General features: G+C 34.6%; 17 protein-coding genes. 4 read left to right on the top strand and 13 right to left on the bottom strand.

Going from position 1 to position 15775, the window contains the following annotated elements:
- From AR685_RS14215 to AR685_RS14165, 11 genes are all read right to left on the bottom strand, one after another.
- The gene (locus tag AR685_RS14215) at window positions 1-960 is read right to left on the bottom strand and encodes a hypothetical protein (protein ID WP_059124959.1); all 960 of its coding nucleotides are present in this window, start codon (window positions 958-960) and stop codon (window positions 1-3) included.
- A gap of 27 nt (window positions 961-987) precedes the next feature.
- Entirely contained in the window at window positions 988-2913 is a 1926-nt protein-coding gene (ligD, locus tag AR685_RS14210) for a DNA ligase D (RefSeq protein WP_228376445.1), read from the bottom strand.
- Between the two features lie 41 nt (window positions 2914-2954).
- Window positions 2955-3557 (bottom strand): DNA polymerase ligase N-terminal domain-containing protein, encoded by a 603-nt coding sequence (locus AR685_RS14205; RefSeq protein ID WP_059124958.1) that lies wholly within the window; start codon window positions 3555-3557, stop codon window positions 2955-2957.
- A 2-nt stretch (window positions 3558-3559) separates the two neighbouring features.
- Window positions 3560-4345: a Ku protein gene (locus AR685_RS14200; RefSeq protein ID WP_059124957.1), complete on the bottom strand. Its 786-nt coding sequence runs from the start codon at window positions 4343-4345 to the stop codon at window positions 3560-3562.
- 95 nt (window positions 4346-4440) lie between these two features.
- Window positions 4441-4668 (bottom strand): hypothetical protein, encoded by a 228-nt coding sequence (locus AR685_RS14195; protein ID WP_059124956.1) that lies wholly within the window; start codon window positions 4666-4668, stop codon window positions 4441-4443.
- Between the two features lie 6 nt (window positions 4669-4674).
- Window positions 4675-5196 (bottom strand): hypothetical protein, encoded by a 522-nt coding sequence (locus AR685_RS14190; protein ID WP_131777634.1) that lies wholly within the window; start codon window positions 5194-5196, stop codon window positions 4675-4677.
- Window positions 5197-5240: 44 nt separating this feature from the next.
- Window positions 5241-6995, bottom strand: a complete 1755-nt coding sequence (aspS, locus tag AR685_RS14185) for an aspartate--tRNA ligase (RefSeq protein ID WP_059124955.1) — start codon at window positions 6993-6995, stop codon at window positions 5241-5243.
- Between the two features lie 177 nt (window positions 6996-7172).
- Entirely contained in the window at window positions 7173-7949 is a 777-nt protein-coding gene (locus tag AR685_RS14180) for a T9SS-dependent choice-of-anchor J family protein (protein ID WP_047445003.1), read from the bottom strand.
- A gap of 267 nt (window positions 7950-8216) precedes the next feature.
- Window positions 8217-8654: an ankyrin repeat domain-containing protein gene (locus AR685_RS14175; protein WP_059124954.1), complete on the bottom strand. Its 438-nt coding sequence runs from the start codon at window positions 8652-8654 to the stop codon at window positions 8217-8219.
- 112 nt (window positions 8655-8766) lie between these two features.
- Window positions 8767-8979 (bottom strand): helix-turn-helix domain-containing protein, encoded by a 213-nt coding sequence (locus AR685_RS14170; protein ID WP_047444999.1) that lies wholly within the window; start codon window positions 8977-8979, stop codon window positions 8767-8769.
- Between the two features lie 3 nt (window positions 8980-8982).
- Window positions 8983-9573, bottom strand: coding sequence for a DUF2975 domain-containing protein (locus tag AR685_RS14165; protein WP_059124953.1), 591 nt, complete (start codon window positions 9571-9573; stop codon window positions 8983-8985).
- Window positions 9574-9697: 124 nt separating this feature from the next.
- Here AR685_RS14165 and AR685_RS14160 point away from each other — a divergent pair, with 124 nt between their 5' ends.
- Window positions 9698-11092, top strand: coding sequence for an MATE family efflux transporter (locus AR685_RS14160; protein WP_059124952.1), 1395 nt, complete (start codon window positions 9698-9700; stop codon window positions 11090-11092).
- A gap of 87 nt (window positions 11093-11179) precedes the next feature.
- Complete coding sequence (locus AR685_RS17895; protein WP_082002131.1) at window positions 11180-11293, top strand: 30S ribosomal protein THX; 114 nt, start codon at window positions 11180-11182, stop codon at window positions 11291-11293.
- Between the two features lie 55 nt (window positions 11294-11348).
- On the opposite strand, the gene AR685_RS14155 is transcribed toward AR685_RS17895, so the two are convergent.
- Together AR685_RS14155 and AR685_RS14150 are read right to left on the bottom strand one after the other, a co-directional pair.
- Complete coding sequence (locus AR685_RS14155; RefSeq protein ID WP_047444994.1) at window positions 11349-12002, bottom strand: DUF937 domain-containing protein; 654 nt, start codon at window positions 12000-12002, stop codon at window positions 11349-11351.
- 118 nt (window positions 12003-12120) lie between these two features.
- Window positions 12121-12630, bottom strand: coding sequence for a DUF2480 family protein (locus AR685_RS14150; protein ID WP_047444992.1), 510 nt, complete (start codon window positions 12628-12630; stop codon window positions 12121-12123).
- A 146-nt stretch (window positions 12631-12776) separates the two neighbouring features.
- Between AR685_RS14150 and lpxB the strand changes: the two genes are divergently transcribed.
- Entirely contained in the window at window positions 12777-13883 is a 1107-nt protein-coding gene (gene lpxB / locus AR685_RS14145; protein WP_047444989.1) for a lipid-A-disaccharide synthase, read from the top strand.
- Between the two features lie 57 nt (window positions 13884-13940).
- Entirely contained in the window at window positions 13941-15710 is a 1770-nt protein-coding gene (locus tag AR685_RS14140) for a ComEC/Rec2 family competence protein (protein WP_059124951.1), read from the top strand.
- Window positions 15711-15775 lie beyond the last annotated feature (65 nt).

Genomic DNA, 15775 nt, shown 5'->3' with positions numbered 1-15775 from the left:
TTAATAAGCATCCTTAACCCAAAAAAAGTCTGCTTCTTTTTTACTTGTTTTCAGCTTTTTCAAGGTTGATGTAAATTTTTCTATTTGTTTTGAGTTCAAATGATTATGTTTTTTATAAAAAATTGCTAATCTTTGGATTTCTGAATCGTAGAATTTATTTTGATCATTAATATCAATGTAGCCAAATTCATTATAATAAATATCCATTTCATTCATAAATTGATTGAGCCTTTTATCAAGTTCATTAGAAAGATAAACTTCCTCGATAATAAATTTACAATAATATGGTGCTGTTTTTTTATCTTTTGGAGAGGGTTTGTCGTTGATATATGCTTCAATATAATCGTTGTTATAGTACAACTTGTGGGGTGGATTTATAGTTTCAATCAAATCTAAGAAATTGACTGTAGCTTCACCATGCTTATCAACTAGAACTGCTTTTACGACGATGTTATTTTTTGGTAAATCTTCAAGATTAATCCCGAGCTGCGTTGTAAATAAAAGACTGTTCATTTCTGAGTAATCATAGTTATCATCCATTTGCATACAATAAATCATGAATTTATTCTCGTTTTTATTTTCTTTGAATGAGCCTTTGTACGCAATACAGTTTTTAAAAGAACCAACATTGTAAAGATTAAGATCTTTTTTTAGGGTTACTTCCAAGAAATTATCGGCTAATGTACTTCCATTTTGATGTAGATATTTGTTGTTCATCAAATATCCATTAAGAATATTTTTTTTGTATTGCCAAGTAAAATTCTTAACATAAGTAGTTTCCCAATTTTCACCGTATCCAATTATTAGATTACCTGCTCCCGATGTGCTACCATAAACGTTAAAATTATTGTCTTCTTTTATTGAGTAACTGAGTACTTTATCGTACAATAATTGTTTGATTTGAGCGTTGAAGAATATCTGTGCAAATAGAAATACAATTAAGAATGATTTACTTTTCATATTAAGTGTTTTTTCAAAAGTATTGTTTTACTCAATACCCTGCAACAATTCCAGCGCCTTCATCATATCAATCCCCTTTCCTAAAACAGGTTTAAACAAATCTCCCTTCACTTTAATTCTTTCCAGAGCATTTTCAATATTGAAATCCGTTGGTTTTAAATCTTTCTTCAGTTCGTCCCATTCAATCGGCATCGAAACTGCCGCACCTTCTTTGGGTCTGAGGCTGTAAACGCTGGCTAAAGTTTGTCCCTGTCGGTTTTGAAGATAGTCGAGGTAGATTTTTTTGTCATCTCTTTTTTGCAGACTTCGTTCCAGGGTTGTAATTTTCGGAAGCTTTTCATGAACCTGCTGCATCAGGATCAGCGCAAAATCTTTCACCTGATCATAATCGTAACCACAACCCATCGGAATGTAGATATGAATTCCTGTGCTTCCTGAAGTTTTGCAGTAGCCTTTTATTTTAATTAAATCTAAAATTTCCTTGACTTGCTGAGCCGTTTCAATTACATGATCAAAAGTGTTTTTCTTCGACGGATCAAGATCCAAAACCAGATAATCGGGGTGTTCGAGATCGGGAAGGGAAGAATTCCACGGATTGAAATCGATACAGCCCAAATTATTGAGATAAGCTAAAGTTGCTTTATCGTTGCAGATGGCGTAATCTATGTATTTGTCGGTGGACTCGGAATGTACTTTGGTTGTTTTAATCCAGTCCGGAAAAGAATCTCCTGCATCTTTCTGGTAAAATCCGGAATGATCGATTCCACTCGGAAAACGGTTTAGTGAAAGCGGCCGGTTTTTCAGATGCGGTAAAATGTAATCTGCTACCGACTGATAATAATCCACCACGTCGCCTTTGCTGATTTTGTCTTTTGGAAAATAGATTTTGTCCTGATTGGTCAGTTTTATTTTGTGACGGTTTAGCGTAATTTCATTGTCTTTTTCACTGGCATCTTCTGTGTTTTCGGATGATTTTTTAGTCTTCATAGTTTTGGATTTTGAAGTTTTGTGAGCAGGTTTCTTAACTGAATTATTGATTTCTTTTGCCTCTTTATCTTCACGGATCGCTACAAATACAGGATGTCTGAACATTCCGTCTTTTGTGATTTCTGAGAATTTAATTTCACAGACCAACTCAGGTTTGGTCCATGTTACAGGCATATTGGTTTTCGGAACCGTCTCAAATGGTGACGATTTTACCACCAGTTTTTTCAGCCGCTCATGAATCTGATTGAGCAACTCATTGTTAAAACCTGATCCTGTATGTCCGGAATAGATCAGTTTCCCGTCGATATATTTTCCTAAAATCAGAGCGCCAAAACCCTGTCTGGAACCTTTTGGTTCTGTGAAACCGCAGATAATTGCTTCTTCAGTATTGGTGAATTTTATTTTGAGCCAGTCGGTGCTTCGGGAGCTTTCGGTATAGACGCTATCGGCTTTCTTGGCAATCATGCCTTCCAGCTGCATTTTTTTCATTTGATTAAAAAACTCAATTCCTTTTTCAGGAACATGGTCGCAGAATTTGATCAGATCAGTTTCAGTTAAAGCATCTTTTAAAAGCTCTTTGCGCTGAATTAAGGGAAGTTCTTCGGTAGAATGACCATTCAGCCACAAAAGGTCAAAAACCTGATACGTCAAAGCCAAATCGGGATTGTCGCCAATCTGCTGCAATAGCTGAAAGCTTGGTTTTCCGTTTTCGTCGTAAGCAACAATTTCACCATCCAAAATCATGTGATGTTTCTGCTGACTAAAATCTTCGGTAATAGAATTGAATTTAGATAAAAATGAAATTCCATTTCTGGAATAAAATAACGGCTGTTTTTTGCTTAGATCGGCTACTGCACGGTAACCGTCCCATTTAATTTCAAAAATCCAGTCTTCGTCGTCGAATGCTTCTTCAGAAGATTTTGCGAGCATTGGTTTGATGAATTTTTCTAATTTCTTCTCATCCACCAAAGAATTGAACCGTTGAAATTTAGGTTTGGTTTCGGAAGTTATGACTTCTTTTTGCTGTTTTTTAGGCTTTTTTTTTCCTCGATAAATTTTGAAACTAATGATTTCGGCGAAAGATTTTCTTCAGCATCATATTCATCTTCAGCAAATTTGTCTTTATGTTTAATGAGAAGCCATGAATTGTTTTCGGCATTTTTCATTTTGACCAAAGCAAATTCTCCTTTCAGTTTTTTGCCGTGTAAAATAAATTTCAGCGAACCGCTTTTTAGCTCTTTCAAAAGTTCTTTTTCTTCAGAAAGTTTGCTTGTATCATCCAGAGGTTCGTAGGTTCCGCTGTCCCATATTTCCACCTGTCCGGCGCCATAATTTCCTTCAGGAATATTACCTTCAAAATCTTTGTAATCGTACGGATGATCTTCCACCATCATCGCCAGCCGTTTGTCATCCGGATTTAATGATGGCCCTTTCGGAACTGCCCAGCTTTTCAGAACACCTTCCATTTCCAAACGGAAATCATAATGCAGTCGTGAGGCTGCATGTCTTTGGATCACAAAAATTAGCTTGTCATCACTTTTTTTTGTTTTTCCTTTGGGTTCGGTGGTTTTATCGAACTTTCGTTTATCGTTGTAATCTTTAAGAGCCATGATCAGGAAGCGTTTTTAGATTTTGGAGTTTGCAAGCTGGCCTTCAGTTGTGCCATTAAATCGATCACTTTGCCCTGTTTCGCAGGTTCAGATTTTTTCAGTTTAACAGATTTACCTTTGGCTTTTTTCTTAATGATTTTAAGTAATTCTTCGGAATAAGTATTTTTATAAAAAGTAGGATCAAAAGGCTCGGAGAGTTGCTCGATCAGATTCTTTGCCATCTTTAGCTCTGCTGGTTTCGGTGCTTTTTTAGCAGGAATTTTCAGTTGTTTATAATCCCGGATTTCCTGATCAAATCTCAATCGGTTTAATACCAGAACATCATCATTATAAGGACGGATCATCCCGATCGCCTCAGTGTCGCGTAGAACAAACGTTCCGATACCGACCATTTTAGTTTGCTGCAAAGCTTTGATTAAAAGTCTGTAGGCATTTTCACCATTCTTTTGAGGTTCCAGAAAATAAGGAGTTTCAAAATAAACAGAATCGACTTCCGCTTCTTTCACAAAGTGTTCGATGCCGAGTATTTTCGTCTTTTCAGGACTTGCGGCTTCGTAATCTTCATCTTCCAGAACAACGTATTTATCGTCTATAAGAAAACCTTTTACAATGTTTGCCCATTTGACTTCCTTACCCGTTTTTTCGTTGACTCTTTTAAATTTAATATTAGAAAAATCAGATTTATCCAGCATATCAAGATCCAGTTTGCTGGTTTCCGTTGCAGAATAAATCTTCACAGGAATATTGACTAAGCCAAAACCAATGGCACCGTTCCAAATTGCTTTCATTGTTTTTCTTTTTAGTAAAACTTGCAATGATTGTGCCGTGGGAAATTATTTATTTAAATGTTAGATTTAAGTTTTTAATTTAAAATTATTGAAATTTATTCATAAATCGAGCTGCCTTTCAAAAGGTCAGCAAATACTTTCCAATCAATTTTTTCTAAGTCAATATCCTGATTTGTGTTTTCGTAATATCCATCAATGTCTTCAACATAACGAGACATAGCTTCCAGATAATCTTCAATGGTTTTATTTTCCCACTTTTCTTTATTTTCGATGAAATCTGTTTTGAGATTTTCCATGAAGTGAATGAATTCTTGTTTGGTCATTATTTATTATTGAGATGTAATACTGTCAGATTTAATGAAATCAAATGCAGAGGTTCTTATATCTCCAATTGTAGCGTCAATACTGTATTTTTTTGAAATGATGATATATCTGTTTTTCTCATAACAGTGTCTGAAGACTTCTATTGGGATGTTTTCTCCACTTTCAAAGTTAATAAACCCACTATAATTTTCGCACCTAAAACGTCCTTCGGTAGATTCAAAGTTTCTGAAAACGGACTTCATGTCATCTTGACTAAAAAATGTGTTGTCTAACTCTGTTGAAATAATTTTATTTTCGTTTAAAGCTTTTCTAAAATCTTGCTTTATCAATTCTTTTGATCCGAGAAAACAAGTGGTGCTTATTGTAATAAAAATTCCAGCAATATATTTTAGTTTGCCCATTTTATCTAAAATCTCTTCTTGTCTATTTGAAGGATAGTATGTAGATTTTTTTATTAATAACAAAATCAGACTTATAACTCCGATTATTGCAGAAATATATCCAAATGTCGTAAGTGTTGAAATCAATATTTTCATAATAAAAAAGCGGAGAAAAAATCTCCGCTTCTAATTTATGCTTTTAAATTCAATTTCAGTTCCAGTTCGTCGAGTTGTTCATCAGCAATCGCTGCCGGCGCATCGATCATTACATCTCGTCCTGAATTATTCTTAGGGAAAGCGATGTAATCTCTTATCACTTCGTTTCCGTCAAGAATCGCTACCAAACGGTCAAATCCGAAAGCTAAACCACCGTGAGGAGGTGCTCCGTATTTGAAGGCATTCATTAAGAATCCGAACTGAGCTTCTGCTTCTTCTTTAGTAAATCCTAACAAATCAAACATTCTTGACTGTAAATCTCTGTCGAAAATTCTGATAGAACCTCCACCAATTTCATTTCCGTTCAACACCATATCGTAAGCGTTGGCTCTTGCTTTTCCCGGATCAGTTTCCAATAAATGGATATCTTCAGGTTTTGGAGAGGTGAAAGGGTGGTGCATTGCGTGGTAACGTCCGCTTTCTTCATCAAATTCCAATAACGGGAAATCAACAACCCAAAGTGGTGCGAAAACATCTCCTTTTCTTAATCCCAAACGGTTTCCAAGTTCCATTCTTAATGCGGAAAGCTGAGTTCTTACTTTGTGCTCGTTCCCTGAAAGGATCAACATTAAATCGCCTTCTTTCGCTCCGAATTTCTCGATGATTTTTGCCAAATCTTCTTCGTTGTAGAATTTATTAACAGAAGAAGTTTTCACCCCATCATTCTGGAATTTTGCCCACACCATTCCCGAAGCTCCAATTTGTGGTCTTTTTACCCAGTCAACAAGCTCATCGATTTGTTTTCTTGTGTAATCTGCGCAACCTTCTACATTGATTCCGACAACCAATTCTGCGTCATCGAATATTTTAAAGTCTTTTCCTTTTACTAATTCGTTCAGTTCTACGAATTCCATTCCGAAACGGATATCCGGTTTGTCGTTTCCGTATTTCTGCATCGCATCCGCGAACGTCATTCTTGGGAACGCTCCGAATTCCTGACCTGTAATGTCTTTGATCAACGTTTTCGTCATTCCTTCAAAAACATTCATCACATCTTCCTGATCTACGAAAGCCATTTCGCAATCGATTTGGGTAAATTCCGGCTGTCTGTCGGCTCTCAAATCTTCATCACGGAAACATTTTACAATTTGGAAATATTTATCCATTCCACCAACCATCAACAGTTGTTTGAAAGTTTGTGGAGACTGTGGTAATGCGTAAAACTGTCCAGGATTCATTCTGCTTGGTACAACGAAATCTCTCGCTCCTTCCGGAGTAGATTTGATTAAAACCGGAGTTTCAACTTCGATAAATCCTTCGTCTGAAAGATAATTTCTAACCTTTTGCGCCATTTTGTGACGGAAAATCAATTTATCTCTTACCGGAGCTCTTCTGATATCCAGATAACGATATTTCATTCTTAATTCTTCACCACCATCTGTTTCATCTTCAATCGTGAAAGGTGGAAGTTGAGATTCATTAAGAACTTCTAATTTTTCAACTAAAATTTCAATTTCTCCTGTTGGAATATTGGGGTTTTTGCTGACTCTTTCAATAACCTTCCCTGTAACCTGAATCACAAATTCACGTCCTAATTTTTTGGCATTTTCCATCAATTCCGCTGAAGAACGATCCTGATCAAAAACTAACTGAGTAATTCCGTAACGGTCCCGAAGATCTATCCAAATCATAAATCCTTTATCACGAATGGTCTGTACCCATCCTGAAAGTGTAACTTCTTCATTAAGATTTTTCAGAGACAATTCTCCGTTGGTGTGCGATCGAAACATACTAATTTGTTTAAAGTTTTGAATGTGTAGTTTAAAGTTTTGAGTATCAGACCTAAAACGATGAACTGGAAATTTTGGAATTTCCGTGTGCAAAGATAAGATTTTTGAAGGGTTCGGGAATAAAAAAAACTCCCCAAACTGTAAAAGTTGAGAAGTTGTTATATTAAATTCCATTAACTACTTTCTGAATTTAGAAATATATTTTGTTTTCTTATCTGTCACTGCCTGAAAAGTATAAATCCCTGTATGTAACGAAGAAATATCAAATGTGTTACTGTTGCCAGATTTTAGAACAATTTGTCCTGCAGCATTATAAATCTTCAAGTGGGAGATTTTTTCTTTGTTTAAGAATAAAAGAATATTGTCTTTCACGACAAAATTTGCGTTGTTATGAATTGAAGAATCTGCCACAGATAAGTTTCCACCATAAACCACGTTATCCATAATAGTTTGAGAATTGTTACTTGGTGAAATAAACTTAAAAACGAGATATTGCTTAGTAGAATTGGGAACAATGTAGGAGATAGTAATTGGTGTTGTTGTCTGCACTGTAACTGGTACTCCGATAGATGTAAAGGTTGAAACATCTGAGGGATTGCTTACCAAGCCCACTTCTACAGTTGTTGCAGTACTAAACTGCGATGAAAGATGCACTTCAAAACTTAAGGTTTTAGTGCCGTCTGGAGCAACAATTTGGGGTGTGAAAAGATATTGAGGAATATTGACTGAAGAACAGCAAAGAGCACTTAAGCCATTTGCTTGTATAAATTGATTTCCCGTCGTATTAGAATAACCGATAGTGATTGCAGAGCTATGCACTGTAGCGATTGTCCAGCCATTGTGAGGAAATGGCAATATTTGATTAAAAGAACTGAAATTTTCGTTGATTGTAGGAAGTTGTGCGCTTCCTAAAGAAAAAAGACTAGTTACGATGAGTATTAGTATTTTGTGCATGGTAAAAGTTTGGGGAGTTAACAATTATATAAAAAAAATACTTTAAGAGGTAAGTGTCAAATTTATTGGTGTTTTTTGGAAGAACATCAGTTCCGTCCAGACCTGTGATTCGTGGAGTAATAAAGTATAAGGATTGTTAAACTGCTTATAAAAACTGATCCTTCATACAAGATATTTACTATAAGTTCATAGTCTTCACATGACAAAAAAAACCTTCTTCAGCGATCATCTAAAGAAGGTTTAATTATTTTTTAGTTTCTAAATTTTTTATTTAAGAATATTTGTAAGATTTGTCTTTTCATATTTTATAGCAAAGTCTTTTGCCGTTTCCCCATTTGTATTTTTAAGAGTTTTATCTGCTCCTTTTACCAATAAAGATTGAGCCATTTCTGTTTTTCCATATCTTGCAGCTACCATCAATGGTGATTGATTGTTACAAATTCTGTTGATATCTGTAGTATTGCCTAGTAAGAAATTGAAAATATTTTTTCTTTCGTACTTTACACTTAAAGCCAGTAGGTCATACGAATTTTCTTTGATAGCAAAACATTTATTGAAATCATCTTTCTTAAACACTTTTTTAAATTCCTGAAGATTATCCGTCTGGAAGATTCTCATCTGATCTTTAGAAATTTCTTGTGCAAATAACACGTTTGCGAAAATTGAGATGGCAAGAAGTAGTGTAACCGATATAACCTTTTTCATAGATTTTATTTTTGTCATTTAGTATACAAATCTAATACATTTTTTGATATATTTTACGAAATAAATGTCGATTTGATTATACATTACAATTTTTCAAGCAAATGAATTAAAATTAATAAGATTTATTTGTATATTCTAATAGATCTCCAGGTTGGCAATCTAAAATTTTACAGATCGATTCTAAAGTAGAAAGTTTTATAGCTTTCGCTTTTCCGGTTTTTAAGATGGAAAGATTGGCCTGTGTGATTCCTATTTTCTCTGCAAGTTCCTGCGACTGCATTTTTCTTTTCGCTAACATGACGTCTACGTTGATGATGATTGGCATAAGTTATATGGTTAAATCGTTTTCTGATTGAAGCTGAAATCCTCTTTTGAAAAAGACCGTAATAAAATGTAAAATAATCCCCAAAAATAAGAATGCAAATGAGGTCATGAACATTCCACTTTCAATTCCTGATCGGAAAATAAAAATCCATATCAGAAAGTAAAGAGGTGCATACAGTAAATTAATTACAGAAAAGGTTTTTAGATGCTTGATAATTGTTTCATTAAATAACTCTTGTTGGCTTAAATCCTCAAATGTTTTATATCCATAAAAGAAAAACAGGCAGAAGAAGATACTTTGAAACGTGTGAAAAACAAACCTATTCAATGTGAAAAAACCAGTCATCATCTGTTGATTTGAATAAGGATATTTAAATCTGAAGAATAAATACTTTCCTTTTTCGTATGATGCATAGTCTATTTCATCATTTACATAAAAAGTTTCTGAGAAAATGTGGTGTGAAGTTGTCCAGTTATAATATCCAATACCAAATCCAAATGATTGATAAATGAAATGAAGAAAAAAGAAAATAAATAATGCCAAGAATAAATAACTGATGATTGTAGATACTGATTGTTTTCCTAAAAGTTTCATTTTTTTACTATTTTGTTATTGCAAATATATAATTAATTATTGTTTTACGATAAAAAATTATAAAAATTATTTTCTTTCTAATTGAATTTGTTGAAATCGTATTTTTAAGGCGATTAATTTTATAATGAAAAAATATTTAAATTTTCTAAAAAAGGCATTCAGCGAAGAAGAAACAGATTATACCAAAATTAGTATCAAAAGTGCTGTGCTTTTGCTGGCAATACCGATGATGTTGGAAATGGCCATGGAATCTGTCTTTGCTTTGGTTGATCTCTACTTTGTAGGTCATTTGAAAGAAAGCGGTTTTGCGATTCAAACGGTTGGCCTTACAGAATCTGTACTGACGATTATTTATTCAATAGCCATCGGAATGAGTATGGCGGCGGCGGCGGTTGTAGCTAGAAGAATTGGGGAGAAAAATCCCGAACAAGCTTCCAGAAGTGCAGCACAGGTAATCTCAGTTTCATTTATTGTAACTTTCGTTCTGAGTGTGTTGGGAGTAGTTTATGCTGAAGAAATTCTAATCTTGATGGGTTCAAAACCTGACGCTGCAGCATACGGAAAAGATTTTACCAGAATTATGATGGGAAGCAGCGTGATTATTATGCTGTTGTTTTTAATTAACGGAATTTTCAGAGGTGCAGGAAATGCTGCCATCGCCATGAAAAGTTTGTGGATTGCTAATATTGCCAATATTATTCTCTGTCCCATTTTGATAAGAGGCTTAGGCCCGATTCCTGCAATGGGTTTAACGGGAGCTGCGGTTGCAACAACCATCGGGAGAAGTACAGGGGTTCTTTATCAGCTGTATCATATTTTTATTGCTGACTCTCTGGTAAGAATAAAAACAAATTATTTTAAACCTGATTTTAAATTAATAACGTCTATTGTGAGCATCGCTATGCCCGGAATCTTTCAGTTTGTCATCGCATCATGCAGCTGGATTTTTCTTGCGCAGCTGGTCGCAACGACAGGTGGAGAAGATGCTTCAGCAGGATATCAAACAGCCCTGCGCCTGATGATGTTCTTTATGCTTCCTGCTTGGGGATTGAGTAATGCAGCATCTACGTTAGTCGGACAGAACATGGGTGCCGGTGAAATGATCCGTGCCGAAGAATCTGTGATGAAGACAATCAAGTACAATGTCATTTTTATGCTTACTGTAAGCCTCATATTTTTTCTTCTTGGAGATTTTCTTGTCGGTTTTTTTACAGAACAAATTGAAATAAAGAATTATGCGAAAAATGCACTACATATTATGAGTGTGGGGTTTGTATTTTACGGAATAGGAATGGTGACCGTTAATGCCTTCAACGGAGCAGGTGATACTTGGACGCCGACGTGGCTGAATTTTTTCGGGTTTTGGATGTTTCAGATTCCCTTGGCTTATGTGCTTTCAAAATATTTTGAACTGGGACCGAAAGGTGTTTTTATTGCAATTCCGGTTGCCGAAACATTCATCACAATTGTTGCTTTTATTTTATTTAAAAAAGGGAAATGGAAACGCGTGCAAGTGTAACTTATTTATTGTGAAATATTTAACGCTGTGATCTTTTGACTTCTTAGTATTAATCTCTAACTTCGTGGTCAATCAAAATTTATAGTTATGGGAAAAGGAGATAGAAAGTCGAGAAAAGGTAAAATCATTCTAGGAAGCCACGGAAAGAAAAGACCGAGAAAAGCTTCAAAACCTTATCCTGCTGACAAAGCAAAAGACTAAAAAGAAAAATGACCGAAGACTAATCTTCGGTCATTTTTTTATTTTAAGAGGAAGTTTATTTTCCGAAAAGACCACCAAGAAGGTCTCCCAATCCACCTTGCTGCTGCTTTTGCTGTTGATCACCACCCAATACACTTCCTAAAATATCATTCAGGGGATTTCCAGAAGATTGTGATGTTGCGCCACCTAAAACGCTTCCCAAAATATCATTTAAAGGACTTGATTCTTGTTGTTGGGCCTGGCTTTGAGCACTTCCCAAAATTCCTCCTAAAAGATCGCCAAGACCTCCTGCACCAACGTTACTCTGCTGCTTTTCTTTACCGATGTACCCCATAATTACAGGAGCAAGCATTGCTAAAATGGGCCCGATTTTATCGATTGAAATTCCTGTATTTTGTGACAACTGGTTTTCTACTGTATTTTTCTGATTTCCAAAAACGTGAGAAAGAATGGAGCCACCTTCATCCTGTCTGTTGTCAAGCTGAGACGTGTCATCTAGAATACTACCATCGTGATCTTTATCCAATGCATTATTGAGAGCTTCTGCCTCTTTTGCATCGTGAGATTTATTTCTTAGGTAAGAGATTACAACCGGAGTGGCTACTGCCAGCAGTGCAATAATTTGGTTCTTGCTGATTCCGAATTTGTTCTCCGCCTGTTCTGCTACCTGATTTCCTGTGCTTCCTGTCAAAAGGTCAATTAGATTCATTTTTATGTTTGTTTAATTGTTAGCTTACCAAAGTTATCAAAAAAAATCTACCACAAATTATTATGGTAGATTTTTTATTTAATTCTAAAATGAATCTGTATCTATTTGATATTGAGCGTTAATTTTTAAATATCGGAACATTGGAACAAGCTTCGCCAAACATTAGAGATTTCACAACGGGTTTCAGCTGTTCAACCAATTCAATGTATGCATTTTCAGGAATTTCTTTATCAGAACAACCTTTCACCAGAACTCTCTTTCCTTTCAGCTCATCAAAATCATGGGTTTGAATTGCATTATGCATCAAAATGACTTCCAAATCTTCTCGGCTCCCGAAAATCACCTTTTTGGTAACATCTGTTATTTTTGCAGTGATCAGGAAATACGCCCAAAGAGGAACGATTGCATCTGCAGAATTGTAGATGTAAACATAGCTGTCTGCATATTCATCACAATTAATGGCTGCCACTTTTTCGCGAAAATCTTTTTCCTTTAAAATCATTTCCATGTAAAGAAAGTCTTTCAAATCAATCCCTTTTCTAACACCTTTTGGAACAAGATCGGTAATATCAAAATTCACCAATCCGCTGGATGCAACTTTATTTTTTATTTCAAATTCTTCTGACATTTTTTTATGATTATCTTTGAACAAATTTACAAATTAACATTCAATAAGATTTAATTTGTTCTCTATTCTTATCATAGAAACCTCCCATCAAGAAAGTTGATGACTAGAGATGAGGTTCTGGGTGAAAAAAATAAATTTCAGCAGAAATGAAATATTACATTATCGCAGGTGAAGCTTCAGGAGATTTGCACGGAAGCAATTTAATGAAATCCTTAAAACAGAAAGATCCCGCCGCAGAATTCAGATTCTGGGGAGGCGATTTGATGGAAAAACAAGGCGGGACCTTAGTAAAGCACTACCGTGATTTGGCGTTCATGGGTTTTCTTGAAGTGGCAATGAATTTAAAAACGATTTTAAATAATATTAAATTCTGCAAAACTGACATTAAGAACAACAGACCTGATGTTTTGATTTTGGTAGATTATCCTGGTTTTAATTTGCGAATTGCAAAATTTGCAAAAGAACTCGGGATTAAAGTGGTCTACTATATTTCTCCTCAACTTTGGGCCTGGAAAGAAGGAAGAGTAGAGATTATCAAAAAGTATGTTGATGAAATGATGGTCATTCTCCCTTTTGAAGAAGATTTCTATCATAAACATAGCGTGAAATCACATTTTGTTGGTCATCCTTTGCTTGATGCGATTTCTACATTGCGAGATATTGATGTACAGGAGTTTAAAACAGAAAATAATCTAGGCGAAAAAGAAATCATTGCTCTTCTTCCTGGATCGAGAAAACAGGAAGTCGAAAAGATGCTGGAGATTATGCTTTCGGTAAGGCCTTATTTTAAAAATTATCAGTTTGTTATTGCAGGAGCACCAAGTCTTGAGAAAGATTTTTATCAGAATTACGTGGATGAAAATGTACATTTTGTTTCGAATAAAACATATGACCTTCTAAGATGTTCGAAAGCAGCTTTGGTTACTTCAGGAACTGCCACTTTGGAAACTGCATTGTTGAATGTTCCGGAAGTGGTCTGTTACCGTGGAAGCAAAATTTCTTACGCCATTGCAAAAAGATTGGTAAAGCACATCAAATACATTTCGCTTGTGAATTTGATTATGGATAAAGAAGTGGTCAAAGAATTGATTCAGAATGAATTAAATACGCAGAATCTTGTTTCTGAATTGACATCAATCCTCGAAGGTGAGAAAAGAAATCTCATGCTGGAAGAATATGAGATTTTGCGCAGTAAGCTAGGTGGGAAGGGAGCAAGCGATAATGCTGCAGATATTATTCTTAAAATTATCTAGACTTTTGACGGATGATTTTCATTTTTTTAGTACTTTAGTTGTACAAAATGATGAAAATTGAACCGACAGCCTTTGCTGATATTAGTTTGCTGCTTTATTCTTGGGATTTTATTTCAGGAATATTTTGATTTTAAAGGAGTTTTCATTTTTACGGTGACTGTTTTCTCTTTATTAATTCCTGTTTTTACCTTCTTCAAATCATTTCTCATTTCTAAATTCAATCCTGTAGGACTTGGAATATTTTTTTTCGGATTGGGACTGTTTCTGCATTATATAAATTTTCCAAAAGCTCCCGAGTTTTCATTTAAAGCTAATGAAACTGTTGTATTTAAAATTTCTAAAAAATTAAATTCAACAGAAAAAAATAAAAAATACGAAGCAACTGTACAAATTGGAAAAGAAACTTTCAATTCGATTGTGTTGATTCCTAAAGAAAGTAAAGAGCTTAATTTTAAGCACTATTACAAAGCAAAAGCATATATAAGCCAGCCTCGGTCTCCCCAGTATAATTTCCAGTTTGATTATTCTAAATATCTTCAGCGAAAAAATATTTTCTATCAATGCTATATTTATGGTGAAGTAGATTCTGCAACAAGAGATGACTTGTCTGTTGGTGAAAAAATCCATCAGAAAAGATTGGAAGTTTTAACAAAAATAAGTCAATCTGAAATGTCACCAAAAAGCGAGGAATTTCTAAAGGGAATTATTCTGGCAGACCGAACGGAAATTGATGCTGAAACTTTGCAGGATTTCAACCGGTCGGGGTTGGTGCATTTTCTGGCCATTTCTGGAACACACGTAGTCGTTATTTTTGGAATGCTCTATTTTATTCTGATGAAAATATTGCCTTTGATATTTAGAAAATATGTAATCATTTTAAGTTTAGCTTTCATTTGGATTTTTGCTTTGTTTATAGGTTTTGGGAGTTCGGTACTTCGTTCATGTGTTATGCTTACCGTTTATTTTATATATGTTTTACTCGAGCGAAAACCAGATATACTGCATTCTTTGGCATTGTCTGCTTTTTTTATTTTGCTTATTGATACGCAGCAGTTTTTTGATGTCGGATTCCAGCTGAGTTTTGTAGCAGTTTTAGGAATTTTTTGGCTCAATCAACCTATTTTAAAATATTTACCAGAGCAGGACAATTACTTGAAGAAGATTGTTTTCAACACGGTTTCGATTTCCATTTCTGCCCAATTGGCAACCTTGCCTTTGGTTCTGTGTTATTTTCATCAGTTTTCATTCATCTCCATTGTGGCTAATTTTTTCATAGTTCCTTTTTCAGAAATAATTATTATTTTTTCGTTTCTAATGACGGGTCTGATGGCTTTCGGACTTAGTTTTGAAATCATCAGCAGTGTTTACGATTTTGTCATCGATATATTATTAACCATCATTCATTGGTTGGCTGACTTTGATTCTTTGTTTTTCGAGAACATTTCAATGGATTGGCTGGAAGTAGGGCTGTCGTTTGTAGTTCTTTATTTTTTGAGATTTTTGATTGTTAAATTTACTTTCAGAAATGTCGCTAACTTTTCTTTGGCATTTTTAATGTTTTTTATTTTTCGAATTTTCTTTAACATTTATGAAAATGAACGAGAAGAAATTTTGGTTCATCAGTATAAAAAAGGTGCCGTTTTTTCCGTGAAAAAAGGAAATTTAGCATTTTTTTGGATAGAGAATAAACACGATGAACGGGAAATTCAACGGTACATTATCAATCCCTACAGAGCTTCGCGAAGATTAAGAAAAATTGAAATTGAAAATCTTCCACCGAATTCACATCAGGTGGTTTTTAACAGTAAAATATATAATTTAAAATAAGATAGCTTTTTTTAAATTATTCTGCATTAATAATGTTTTTCATTGTTATTTAGAAAGATTACAAA

This window comes from Chryseobacterium sp. JAH, assembly GCF_001507335.1.
In the GTDB taxonomy this organism is placed as follows: Bacteria; Bacteroidota; Bacteroidia; order Flavobacteriales; family Weeksellaceae; genus Chryseobacterium.
The sequence above is the reverse complement of the archived record's forward strand: the minus strand, read 5'-3'. Positions and strand labels throughout refer to the sequence as shown.

What these genes read in the sequence shown, in the direction of transcription:
- AR685_RS14150 (WP_047444992.1), bottom strand. Translation starts at nt 12,630, where the DNA reads ATGTCAGAAGAATTTGAAATAAAAAATAAAGTTGCATCCAGCGGATTG.
- AR685_RS17895 (WP_082002131.1), top strand. Translation starts at nt 11,180, where the DNA reads ATGGGAAAAGGAGATAGAAAGTCGAGAAAAGGTAAAATCATTCTAGGA.
- AR685_RS14215 (WP_059124959.1), bottom strand. Translation starts at nt 960, where the DNA reads ATGAAAAGTAAATCATTCTTAATTGTATTTCTATTTGCACAGATATTC.
- lpxB (WP_047444989.1), top strand. Translation starts at nt 12,777, where the DNA reads ATGAAATATTACATTATCGCAGGTGAAGCTTCAGGAGATTTGCACGGA.
- AR685_RS14205 (WP_059124958.1), bottom strand. Translation starts at nt 3,557, where the DNA reads ATGGCTCTTAAAGATTACAACGATAAACGAAAGTTCGATAAAACCACC.
- AR685_RS14160 (WP_059124952.1), top strand. Translation starts at nt 9,698, where the DNA reads ATGAAAAAATATTTAAATTTTCTAAAAAAGGCATTCAGCGAAGAAGAA.
- AR685_RS14175 (WP_059124954.1), bottom strand. Translation starts at nt 8,654, where the DNA reads ATGAAAAAGGTTATATCGGTTACACTACTTCTTGCCATCTCAATTTTC.
- AR685_RS14165 (WP_059124953.1), bottom strand. Translation starts at nt 9,573, where the DNA reads ATGAAACTTTTAGGAAAACAATCAGTATCTACAATCATCAGTTATTTA.
- AR685_RS14180 (WP_047445003.1), bottom strand. Translation starts at nt 7,949, where the DNA reads ATGCACAAAATACTAATACTCATCGTAACTAGTCTTTTTTCTTTAGGA.
- AR685_RS14155 (WP_047444994.1), bottom strand. Translation starts at nt 12,002, where the DNA reads ATGAATCTAATTGACCTTTTGACAGGAAGCACAGGAAATCAGGTAGCA.
- AR685_RS14200 (WP_059124957.1), bottom strand. Translation starts at nt 4,345, where the DNA reads ATGAAAGCAATTTGGAACGGTGCCATTGGTTTTGGCTTAGTCAATATT.
- AR685_RS14195 (WP_059124956.1), bottom strand. Translation starts at nt 4,668, where the DNA reads ATGACCAAACAAGAATTCATTCACTTCATGGAAAATCTCAAAACAGAT.
- aspS (WP_059124955.1), bottom strand. Translation starts at nt 6,995, where the DNA reads ATGTTTCGATCGCACACCAACGGAGAATTGTCTCTGAAAAATCTTAAT.
- AR685_RS14170 (WP_047444999.1), bottom strand. Translation starts at nt 8,979, where the DNA reads ATGCCAATCATCATCAACGTAGACGTCATGTTAGCGAAAAGAAAAATG.